The sequence below is a fragment of the Evansella tamaricis genome, from assembly GCF_019042215.1.
Classification (GTDB): Bacteria; Bacillota; Bacilli; order Bacillales; family Salisediminibacteriaceae; genus Evansella; species Evansella tamaricis.
Map to the genome: position 1 here is coordinate 1 of NZ_JAHQCS010000089.1, position 11,019 is coordinate 11,019.

General features: G+C 36.9%; 11 protein-coding genes. 10 read left to right on the forward strand and 1 reads right to left on the reverse strand.

The genetic code is table 11. The annotated features are described in order from the left end of the window. The first annotated feature begins 565 nt into the window (after positions 1-565). Together ltrA and KS419_RS09390 are read left to right on the forward strand one after the other, a co-directional pair. Positions 566-1,810, forward strand: a complete 1,245-nt coding sequence (ltrA, locus tag KS419_RS09385; RefSeq protein WP_217066096.1) for a group II intron reverse transcriptase/maturase — start codon at positions 566-568, stop codon at positions 1,808-1,810. 127 nt (positions 1,811-1,937) lie between these two features. Next, positions 1,938-2,846, forward strand: coding sequence for an HNH endonuclease signature motif containing protein (locus KS419_RS09390; protein WP_217066097.1), 909 nt, complete (start codon positions 1,938-1,940; stop codon positions 2,844-2,846). A 184-nt stretch (positions 2,847-3,030) separates the two neighbouring features. Here the strand turns inward: KS419_RS09390 and KS419_RS09395 are convergent, their stop codons facing one another. Further along, positions 3,031-3,675, reverse strand: a complete 645-nt coding sequence (locus KS419_RS09395; protein ID WP_217066104.1) for a YczE/YyaS/YitT family protein — start codon at positions 3,673-3,675, stop codon at positions 3,031-3,033. Positions 3,676-3,796: 121 nt separating this feature from the next. On the opposite strand from KS419_RS09395, the gene KS419_RS09400 reads away from it, so the two are divergent. The 8 genes from KS419_RS09400 to tnpB all read left to right on the forward strand — a co-directional run. Then, positions 3,797-4,249, forward strand: a complete 453-nt coding sequence (locus tag KS419_RS09400) for a MarR family winged helix-turn-helix transcriptional regulator (protein ID WP_034748300.1) — start codon at positions 3,797-3,799, stop codon at positions 4,247-4,249. Between the two features lie 24 nt (positions 4,250-4,273). After that, entirely contained in the window at positions 4,274-4,792 is a 519-nt protein-coding gene (gene paiA / locus KS419_RS09405; protein ID WP_217066098.1) for a spermidine/spermine N(1)-acetyltransferase, read from the forward strand. A 23-nt stretch (positions 4,793-4,815) separates the two neighbouring features. Next, a complete protein-coding gene (locus KS419_RS09410) occupies positions 4,816-5,427 on the forward strand; it encodes an FMN-binding negative transcriptional regulator (RefSeq protein WP_217066099.1) in 612 nt (203 codons plus the stop codon). 767 nt (positions 5,428-6,194) lie between these two features. After that, positions 6,195-7,232, forward strand: a complete 1,038-nt coding sequence (locus KS419_RS09415) for an ROK family protein (protein WP_380086454.1) — start codon at positions 6,195-6,197, stop codon at positions 7,230-7,232. Positions 7,233-7,590: 358 nt separating this feature from the next. Next, positions 7,591-8,799, forward strand: a complete 1,209-nt coding sequence (locus KS419_RS09420; RefSeq protein WP_217066100.1) for an MFS transporter — start codon at positions 7,591-7,593, stop codon at positions 8,797-8,799. A 38-nt stretch (positions 8,800-8,837) separates the two neighbouring features. Next, the gene (locus tag KS419_RS09425) at positions 8,838-9,116 is read left to right on the forward strand and encodes a hypothetical protein (RefSeq protein WP_217066101.1); all 279 of its coding nucleotides are present in this window, start codon (positions 8,838-8,840) and stop codon (positions 9,114-9,116) included. Positions 9,117-9,694: 578 nt separating this feature from the next. Continuing rightward, positions 9,695-10,093 (forward strand): IS200/IS605 family transposase, encoded by a 399-nt coding sequence (gene tnpA, locus KS419_RS09430; RefSeq protein ID WP_217066102.1) that lies wholly within the window; start codon positions 9,695-9,697, stop codon positions 10,091-10,093. Between the two features lie 10 nt (positions 10,094-10,103). Then, on the forward strand, positions 10,104-11,019 hold a 916-nt coding region (gene tnpB, locus KS419_RS09435), incomplete at its 3' end, for an IS200/IS605 family element RNA-guided endonuclease TnpB (protein WP_217066103.1).

The following is an 11,019-nucleotide window of genomic DNA, read 5'->3' on the forward strand; positions in this document are numbered from 1 at the left end:
AAGATATGCAGATGATTGTGTGCCACGAAAGCATCCAAAGTGTGCGTAAGCACATGAGGAGGCTATGCTGCACTTAAGATGAGAGTAGGCCTCTCGCAATCGCTATACAGGTAGAGATTGCAAACCACCTTAAGGTGCTGTAGTCAAAAGCTATGGTATTGAGCGTTAAGGAAAAGGCAGAACACAAGATTCTGTCAGGTACATATTAAGGAGACGAAAACCATTGAACCGCTGAAGAAGTATCGAAAGCGTAGTGATGTCATCAAAACTGAGGGGGAGTCGTTAACTCAGGATAAGTTCGGAGGAAACCTGTTTACTGTCCGTTCGGTGACCGGTATAAAGGCGGCGTGAACTTAATATAGGCTTGAGTGTGGAACGTGGGAACCTACGACATGGATGCTAAGGGAGAAATTCAAGTGGAAGCCCCACAAGAATCAGAGTACCAATGCCATGTATAGGGGCGGAATAACCCGTAGTAGTTATGAAACCTCCTAACGGAGGTGGAGCAAAGGGGTTATATTATTCAGTTTTATAAACAAGTCAACCATCAAATTGGGAGGAACTTATGCATAAAACAAAGCCGTATGTGATATCTAAAAAGATAGTATATGAAGCCTTTACAAGAGTTAAAGCAAATAAAGGGTCAGCAGGAATTGATGAGCAATCCATAGAGGAATTTGAAAGAAACTTAAAAGACAATCTTTATAAAGTCTGGAACAGAATGTCATCCGGAAGTTATTTTCCTCCAGCAGTCAAAGCGGTAGAAATACCAAAGAAAGCAGGAGGCACGAGGACATTAGGAATACCGACAGTTTCCGATAGAGTTGCACAAATGACAGTGAAATTATATTTTGAGCCTTCGGTAGAACCATTCTTTCATGAGGATTCCTATGGATATAGACCAAATAAAAGTGCCATTCAAGCAATAGAAACAACTCGAAAAAGATGCTGGAAGTACAATTGGGTACTTGAATTTGATATCAAAGGTCTGTTTGATAATATAGACCATGATTTACTGATGAAAGCAGTGGAGAAGCATACAGACGTAGAATGGGTAAAGTTATACATTAGAAGATGGTTAACAGCACCATTTCAAACTAAAGATGGTTTGAAAGAACGTACCTCCGGCACACCGCAAGGTGGTGTCATAAGTCCGGTGCTAGCAAACTTATTTCTACATTATGCTTTTGATAAATGGATGGCTATTAATCTCCCATCCAATCCATTCGCAAGGTATGCAGATGATGCAGTCATCCACTGCAAGACTGAGGATGAAGCAAGGAATGTGCTCAAATCCTTAAGCCAGAGAATGAACGAATGTAAACTGGAACTCCATCCTTCCAAGACGAAAATTGTATATTGTAAGAATGCGGACAGGAAAGACGACCATGAAAACATAGCGTTTGATTTTTTGGGATACACGTTCAGACCAAGGCTTTCCAAGAACAGGTGGGGAAAGCATTTTGTGAACTTCACACCAGCCATCAGTAACAAATCTAAGAAATCAATTCAGCAAAAGGTGAGAAGTTGGAAATTACAACTAAAGGTTGATAAAGAGCTCACAGACCTATCAAATATGTTTAACTCAGTAATTCAAGGGTGGATTAACTACTATGGAAAATTCTACAAATCCGAAATGTACTCCTCTTTAAGGCACATCAACAAAGCCTTAATTATGTGGGCGAGAAAGAAATATAAAAAGCTATCTCGTCACAAGAAAAGAGCAGAATATTTTCTTGGCAGAATTTCTAAACAAAATCCCAAACTCTTCAAACATTGGGATATAGGTATCAAACCTACAGCTGAATAATGGGAGCCGGATGAGCTGAGAGGTTCACATCCGGTTCTGAGAGAGACTACTGGGGAGGTTCCAGTGGTCTACTTGCCTTAAAATCTTTGCAAGAGACCCACACTCAGCTAAGAAATGGTATCATGCCGTGCGTCAATATCTAAAAGACAGGCTTAAACTTGATATCTCTCATGAGAAATCAAAAATAATTAACATAAGAAAAGGAAAGTCTGAATTTCTTGGATATACCCTATACGCAATCAAGAAAAGTGACAAATGGGTATGTAACTCCAATATTCGGAAAAAGAAAAAACTAGAAATTAAGACAAAAGCAAAAGATCTAATCATAAAAATACAAAAATCACCAACGGCTCAGAATGTTCTTTTATACAATTCCTTTATCTTAGGTATACACAACTATTTCAAATATGTAACCAATGTTAATCTCGATATGCAAAGAATAGCCTACGACTTATCAATGACCTTATATAATCGTTTTAAAAATATAGGAGTTAGAGAAATACCTATAAATGCACCTCCATCATATGAAAAATTCTATAAAAATAACTACACAACCTATAAAATTTGTGGAATTTACTTATATCCCTTGGCTGATATACGAACAAAGGTAGCAAAAAGTTTTAGTAATAAACGTTCGTTTTATAGCAAAGATGGGCGAGAATCAATACACAAATATTTAGCACCTGAAGTATCTTATGAAATTCAAAGACTACTTATTTCAAACATACCAAACGGTACAGTGGAGTACTTAGATAACAGAATTTCAAGGTACTCAATGAAAATGGGGAAATGTGAAATTACTAATGAATTTATTTATGCACATGAAGTTCATTGTCACCATTTCAAGCCAAAAAAGCTTGGTGGAACTGATGCATACAAAAACCTAAGAATCATCAAAAAAGATGTGCATAAACTCATACACGCTACAAATAAAGAAACGATTATAAAGTATCTAAGAGAATTAAAATTAGATTCTGAACAGATGAAAAAGGTAAACCAATACCGAAAAGCATGTAATCTATTAGAAGTAAGTTAGGAAACAAGATGGAGCGCCGTGTACTATGAAAGTGGCACGCACGGTGTGGGACAGGGGAAAAGGTGGAGATAATCTCAAAGCCTTACCTATTGTCATTTATTGGCAATAGAATAACCCTCTAAAGAGACGATTACTTTCAAAGTGATCGTCTTTCGTATTTGACCCTAACTGTGAAGCAACTATCCTATATTGAATGGTTTCTATCTTTTTCATAATTTAGTGTTGTACTATAGTGTGTTAATATGCGGTCTAATAATTTTTTAATTAGTGGCATAAAGTAATTAAGTATTAGGCCGCCTAAACACACCGTTAATAAAGTCCCAACACCAATTGGTCCATTAAAAATAATTGCCAGTAGCAAGAATAGAAGGTAAATCAACGTTCTTGCAAAAAATATACTTCTTCTCGTTAATTCTTGAATGATTAATGTTAATTGGTCATCTGGAATTGGTGCAAAATTTGAATGTAAATAAGTTGCAGTCCCTAACCCTACCACAACTAAGCCGACTCCAAAAAACACAAATTTGCTATATAAGAGTTCAGGTGTATTCCAATATTGTAATACAAAAAGCCAAAAATCAATACCTATACCCATTATAAATGCCGTTAACAGCCCCAAAACTTCTGGTCTTTTCTTACTTATAAGTGAATTACAACATACTAAAATGATAGCGATTATGATTTCCCAGCTTCCCACAGTTAGCCCCACATTTATCGACAGTCCTACCAATAGTGCAACAAAAGGGGAAGTTCCAAGCTCTGCTAGTACCGTTAAAGATATACCAAGGGTTAATATTAAAATTCCTAATACATAAAAAACATATCTCATTTTCACTGTACTCGCCTTCTTTTTTTATAGTATTTTTGTTGCAAATACAACAAAGTTACGTTAGGTTTAATATATGTTATTTTTATTGCAATTACAACAAAATTTACATTGGAGGGTCATAATGACGGAAATACTTCGTGAAATAGGAATGATAGCTAGGGCATTGGACTCTATAAGTAATATCGAATTTAAAGAATATGACCTGACAAAAGGACAGTATTTGTACCTTGTGCGAATATGTGAAAACGCAGGAATCATTCAAGAAAAGTTAGCAGAAATGATTAAAGTAGACCGAACAACAGCAGCTCGTGCGATAAAGAAACTTGAAATTCATGGCTTTATCGAAAAAAGAGATGATCCCCATAACCAAAAAATAAGAAAACTCTATCCCACTGATAAGGGGAAAACGATTTATCCTTTTATAAAAAGAGAGAATGATTATTCAAATAGTGTCGCATTAGAGGGATTTTCCGAAAGAGAAGCAGATAGCCTTTTCTATCTTCTTCAAAAGGTAAGAAAAAATGTAGAAAAGGACTGGGAATATGTAAAAAGGGGAAACAAGCGAAATTATTAATTTATTAAGGGGCGTGAGTAGCACATGACTGTAAAAATAAAAAAGTGCAACTGTGAAGATTTAAAAATTCTCCAAAAAATAAGTATTGAAACATTCAATGATACATTTAAAGATCAGAATTCACCTGAAAATATGAAAGTCTATTTGGAAAAAGCATTTAACTTAATCCAATTGGAAAAGGAATTGTCCAATATCTCATCGGAATTCTTTTTTGTATATGTTCATAATGAAGTCGCAGGCTATTTAAAGGTCAATATCAATGATGCTCAGTCTGAAGAGATGGGTGACGAGACTCTAGAAATTGAGAGGATTTATATAAAGAACCAATTTCAAAAAAACGGCCTTGGTAAATATATGCTAAATCATGCTATGGATATGGCGAGGGAAAAAAATAAAAAGAAAATCTGGCTAGGTGTATGGGAAAAAAATGAAAATGCTATTGCTTTTTATAAGAAAATGGGGTTTGCGCAAACTGCAGCTCATGCTTTTTATATGGGTGATGAAGAACAAACGGACTTTATCATGACCAAAACACTCCTTTAACTATTATTGAAAGGTGGATGATTATGTATATACCAACACAATTCAAAATAACAGATGAAGCAATGAATTACGAAATTATGAAAGAACACAGTTTTGCGATTCTTTTTTCTGGGCATAATGAAGCGCCATTTGCCACTCATTTGCCGTTAATTTTAAACAAGGAAAATACATATTTATATGGACACTTTACTCGTCCTAATCCTCAGTGGAGAGATATCGAAAACCAAACTGTTCTAGCTGTTTTCCATGGACCTCACTGTTATATCTCCCCATCTTGGTATGAGACGAATCAAGCAGTACCGACATGGAATTACGTGACTGTTCATGTTTATGGAGAAGTCGAGTTGTTAAAGGATGAAATTGAATTAAAGGATTCCTTACATGAAATGGTATTGAGATATGAAGCTCCTGACAGTTCATATAGATTACAAGATGTAGATGCTGAGTTTCTCTCTGGAATGAAAAAGGGGATACAAGGTTTTAAAATTAAAATCAACAAGATAGAAGGAAAAGCTAAGTTGAGTCAAAATCATTCATTACAGCGACAAGAGCTAGTTATTAATCAACTAGAACAATTTTCAAACACGGATGAGCAACAGATTTCTTCATTAATGAAGGCAAATCTAAAAAAGTGATTGTTTAATGCTAGCGGTGATTTTAAGAAGAACAACTAACAATACAAAGTTATTTGCTGCGTAGTACAACCATACTGCTCAATAGATATTAACCTTAAACCATGTAAGATGCGGAAGAATATAAGCCTAAATCGTTGGTTTGGTTTGTATGCGCTGACTCAAAGTGACAAATACACAAGAATAAGAAAACAAGGAAGACACTAGGAAGAGGTATCAGTCCAAGTGTCTTCTTTATGTTTATGAAATTATTACTATTTTCCTCTAACTAAAAGGAATTGATAACTGGATTCCAAAATACTACCCTATAGCAGTAAAAGCGGATTGATGCATCGCTATTGGGTCAGGCATCTTTTAATGCACGTTTTAAAACCCAGCAGTACCTCGAATAAAAGAGGAGACTATTTTTTAAAAGGTAAGAAAGCATAAGTTTATGCACCTTCGGGCATTGTCTAGCTCCAGCGCCTACTCGCTACGGGGCACTTCGGAAGTGACAACCGAAGTCAAAGAGCGAACTTCTGTTGTCATTCCTGCACTGCCCTACGCTCGTGATCATAGGCGAATGGACTTTTCATATTGTCTAGCTCCAGCGCACTTCGGAAGTGACAACCGAAGTCAAAGAGCGGACTTCTAGTTGTCATTCCTCTACTGCCCTACGCTCGTGGCTATAGGCGATTGCGCTTTTCTTATTGTTCTAAAAATATAAATGTGATATATTTTCACCATAACTTATTAAATCTGTTAAATAAGTTTTTTAGGTGGTGATCTTTGTGGATGAAAAATTGGCTAATCCAAAATCTGTGAAGAAGATGATCCTTCGGGGTATACGTAGAAATCTTATAGAATTTGGAAGTACAACAAAAGTAGAATTAAGTCATAAATTGCAAGTGAGTTTCCCAACAATAAGTAAGTTCTTAACGCAGATGGAGAAAAATGGAGAAATCTTTTCGATTGGGCTTGATGAATCTAGTGGTGGCAGAAGGGCAAAAAGGTTTATGTACAATCCTGAATATATGCTGGGTCTTGCCATTTTCTTAGAGAGGTCAGAGACAAACTATACCATTTTTAATTGCTTGGGAGAAATAAAGCATCAAGGAAAACTTCCAAGTGTACTAAGAGATGGTGGGTTACCTGAACTAACTACCTATATCTCCAAAATCATAAACGCAAATCCAAAGATCAGTTCAATGGCAATTGGCGTTCCTGGTGCTGTTGAAAATGGCCGGATTTTTCATATACCAGGATACGATCAGTTTCAAAATATAGACTTAAAAGGATACTATGAGGAACATTTTTCTATACCTGTCGCAGTGGAGAACGATATGAATGCGGCAATTCTCGGCTATTACAAAAATAGGAACTTGAAGGATCAATCCCTCGTGTATTTATATTCTGGAAAAAATGGACCAGGAGCAGGGATTATGCTAAACGGAAATGTCGTTCGCGGGAGTACGTTTTTCTCGGGCGAGGTTCAGTTTGTTCCCCAATATAATGACCGGAATTTTCAACAAGCTCTAAATAGGGAACATGGACCGGGAAAAGAAATGATTAGTGAGGAGTATGAGGTTGATGCCATTAGTAGGTTAGTAGCCTCGTTTGTTGCAATTATTAATCCCCATGGTTTCATCTTTTGTAAGGATGAAGTGGATGAAACGATAATAGAAAAAATTAAGGCTGTAAGCCAAAAGTATGTTCCAGTAGAGCACCTTCCAGAGTTTGAAGCGAGTGATTGGGAACAAGATTATTTATTTGGTTTACAAACCCTTTGTCTTGATGTAATGATCGATGAAATAAGTAACATCTCATGAACTTTAGACAGATAGTTACTGTTGACATTCATCTATAGAAGTAGGAATGCTGCTATTTTTACATACTTACTTATTAAAATAATTTAATAAGTCCAATTGTATCGAGGGCACTTAAAAAAGTGGTGCTTTTCCACTTTTACAGTCCCACTAAGCAATGAGCGTTGCCCCCGTCGCAATCTTTAAAAAGATTTCTCCAATCAGGTGAGCGACGAGTGTAGACATTGCCATACAAATAAAAGGCACTGAAAAAGTGGTTTTAAACTTTTTCAGTGGCCTCCTGCTATTCCACTCTTTAAGTGTATTTAAAAAATTTTTCCCATAAAATATAGAAGAGTAAAGAAGGAGTAAACGTGTAAACATGACAATATTACTTTTAGTTATTATTTATTTGGCATTTATTAGCTTAGGATTACCTGATCCACTATTAGGAGCGGCTTGGCCAGTAATGCAACAGGATTTCGGAGTGCCACTTGAGGTAGCTGGATTCCTTTTTATGACGATTGCAGGAGGCACTATTGTTTCAAGTTTATTTAGTGGAAAAGTAATTAACCGGTTTGGAACTGGAAAAGTTACTTTTTTTAGTGGTTTAATGACGGCCAGTGCTTTATTAGGTTTTTATTTTGCTCCATCGATCATGTGGTTAGTTGCATGGTCAATCCTTCTTGGACTAGGCGCAGGAGCTGTGGATGCAGCACTTAATAATTATGTAGCTAACAATTATAAGGCACATCATATGAGTTGGTTACATAGTTTTTGGGGTGTAGGAGCCACCTTTGGTCCAGTCATCATGGCCCAGTTCATGTCAGTTCAAAATGCTTGGAGAAGTGGCTATCTTACCATTTCACTTATTCAGTTCACATTAGCAGCTATCCTTCTATTCTCTTTACCACTATGGAATAGAGTGTCGAATAAAAGTAATATTGCGTTAAATGAAAATACAGAACCCATCCATGATGAAACATCTCGTGAAAACACAAAAGCTGCAAAGCCTTTACAAATTAGAGGTGTGAAGTTATCGATGTTTGCATTCCTGTTTTATTGTGGCGTGGAGGCATCAGTGGGGCTTTGGGGAAGTAGCTTTCTCGTAAATGTTAAGGAGTTACCAGCAGCGGTAGCCGCACAGTGGGTTTCATTCTACTGGGGTGGACTAACGATTGGTAGATTTCTAACTGGTTTTGTTACCTTTAAAATGAGTAACCGTATGCTAATTCGAACAGGACAAATCATAGCACTAGTAGGTGCTGTACTTCTGTTACTCCCATTGCCTGCTACCGTGTCACTTGTAGGTTTTATCATGGTGGGGTTTGGATTAGCGCCGATCTTTCCATGTATGTTACATGAAACACCAGCTCGTTTCGGTAAAACCCATTCCCAGACTATTATGGGCTATCAAATGGCTGTTGCTTACACAGGTAGCACGTTTATGCCACCTCTTCTTGGTTTCATCGCATCAAATACAACAATAGGAATCTTCCCGGTTTTTATCGTTGTTTCTATTGCAGTAATGCTCCTGAGCTCAGAACAATTAAATGTCCTACTAAGAAAAAGGGCTCACGTATCCAGTTGAAATTAGTAAAGTTGAATTAGAAGGGAGAGAAAAATCCAATGAACCAACTGACCATGTTGTCCGAGGCCCTCCACAAAAGGGGATTCCTTGTCACAAAAAACGATGACCATATTTACTTCCAAAAAGGCAACCATCCTAAAGACATCCATTTATTAAAAGAAGTATTCGAAAAATTATCCATACCCGTAACCATCCAAGACAGAAAGATCCACCTATCTGAAGAAAAACTTGTAAATCAAACCATAGACTACGGAACAATCGTTTGGCTCCCTATACAAAGCCATGGAATAGCCGAGGATAACACAACCCGAGAGTGAGCGCCTTTTCCTTAGACCCAGGTATTGCCCTCTTCGTAAAAGCCATTAGCGCAGCAGGAATCGCCAGCAACTCCTGCTGCGACGGACACGGCCGACGATCACCAGAAATCACCCTATTTGGCAGATATAACACCTGCTGGATGGACGTCCTCCTGCAGAACCTGATTAACGAGAAGGACCTTCAGCTGCACTACGAGTGGAGAATTGTAAATACCCAAGGGATTGATTCGGACGTAAAGGGAGTGAGTCCCTCCGGAATATATGACCAAGGCTTCGTGCTTGAGGACTCTTTGAAACTAGCAGAAGTATTCCTGCAAAACGCTCAAGCAATCTCCCAAACAAAGAGAGCAATCTTCCGCCCAAATAAAAACTCCACTCGAAAACTAGTGAAGACACTGACCTACGAACAACTTTATCATTTTCCGACAGAAGACTCCCTCTTCAATCGTGTGAAGGGCGAAGCCCAACGATAAGGGGGAGATGACTGTCGGTTAGGCGATAGCCTAAAGGCTTTTTGTTGCCCACTTCATACCTTATTGATATAATCAGTCTTAGATAAGAGAAAGGTTGATAATGCAATGAAATTGGACAGTAATAATCATTCAGTATTCTTAATGTATTACCATCTTGTGCTAGTTGTAAAATATCGCAGAGAAGTCTTTGATGATAAAGTATCTGACTATGCTAAGGATATGTTTGTAAAGCTAGGCGAGAAATATAATATCTCCCTAGTCGAATGGAATCATGATAAAGACCATATTCACATCTTGTTCAAAGCACACCCTAATACAGAATTGTCAAAGTTCATAAATGCTTATAAAAGTGCAAGTTCTCGTCTGATAAAACGTGACTTCCCACAAATAAGAAAAAAGCTATGGAAAGAAATGTTTTGGTCGAGAAGTTTTTGCTTACTAACTACTGGTGGATCTCCAATCGATGTAGTTAAAAAGTACATTGAAAATCAAGGTCTAAAGTGAGGTGAAAACAATGTTAGTCAACAAAGCGTACAAATTTCGTATCTATCCAACCAAAGAACAGGAAATCTTAATTGCTAAAACAATAGGATGTAGTCGTTTTGTATATAATCGCTTTTTAGGGCAATGGAACGATACATTCAAAGAAACTGGCAAAGGATTAACTTACAATTCTTGTTCTGCTGAATTAACACAATTAAAAAAGGAATTAGTATGGTTAAAAGAAGTTGATAGCATTGCCCTTCAATCCTCACTGAAAAACCTTGCTGATTCTTATACTCGATTCTTCAAGAAACAAAATAAAGCTCCACGCTTCAAGTCTAAAAAGAATAAAGTACAATCCTACACGACTAAAGAAACAAACAATAACATTACCATTGTAGACAACAAAATCAAATTGCCGAAACTTGGTCTTGTTCGCTTTGCCAAAAGTCGTGAAGTACATGGTCGTATCCTTAATGCTACTGTTAGACGAAATCCTAGTGGTAAATACTTTGTATCAATTCTTGCAGAAATAGAAGTGCAACCATTGGAGAAAACGGAATTATCTATTGGTATAGACTTAGGTATCACTGACTTTGCCATTCTTTCTGATGGTCGCAAGATTGACAATAATAAATTCACATCAAAAATGGAAAAGAAACTAAAACGTGAACAGCGAAAACTTTCAAGACGTGCGTTAAATGCTAAAAACAATAATATTAACCTTCTTGATGCAAAAAACTATCAGAAACAAAAGCGAAAAGTTGCTAGATTGCATGAGAGAGTAATGAACCAACGTGACGATTTTCTTAACAAGTTAAGTACAGAAATAATCAAAAACCACGATATTGTCTGTATCGAAGACTTGAACACCAAAGGAATGTTACGCAATCATAAATTAGCAAAATCAATCTCTGATGTATCATGGTCTGCCTTTGTAACTAAAT

Coding starts and splice junctions, on each gene's coding strand:
- ltrA (WP_217066096.1), top strand. CDS start 566: ATGCATAAAACAAAGCCGTATGTGATATCTAAAAAGATAGTATATGAA.
- KS419_RS09395 (WP_217066104.1), bottom strand. CDS start 3,675: ATGAGATATGTTTTTTATGTATTAGGAATTTTAATATTAACCCTTGGT.
- KS419_RS09400 (WP_034748300.1), top strand. CDS start 3,797: ATGACGGAAATACTTCGTGAAATAGGAATGATAGCTAGGGCATTGGAC.
- paiA (WP_217066098.1), top strand. CDS start 4,274: ATGACTGTAAAAATAAAAAAGTGCAACTGTGAAGATTTAAAAATTCTC.
- KS419_RS09410 (WP_217066099.1), top strand. CDS start 4,816: ATGTATATACCAACACAATTCAAAATAACAGATGAAGCAATGAATTAC.
- KS419_RS09420 (WP_217066100.1), top strand. CDS start 7,591: ATGACAATATTACTTTTAGTTATTATTTATTTGGCATTTATTAGCTTA.
- KS419_RS09425 (WP_217066101.1), top strand. CDS start 8,838: ATGAACCAACTGACCATGTTGTCCGAGGCCCTCCACAAAAGGGGATTC.
- tnpA (WP_217066102.1), top strand. CDS start 9,695: ATGAAATTGGACAGTAATAATCATTCAGTATTCTTAATGTATTACCAT.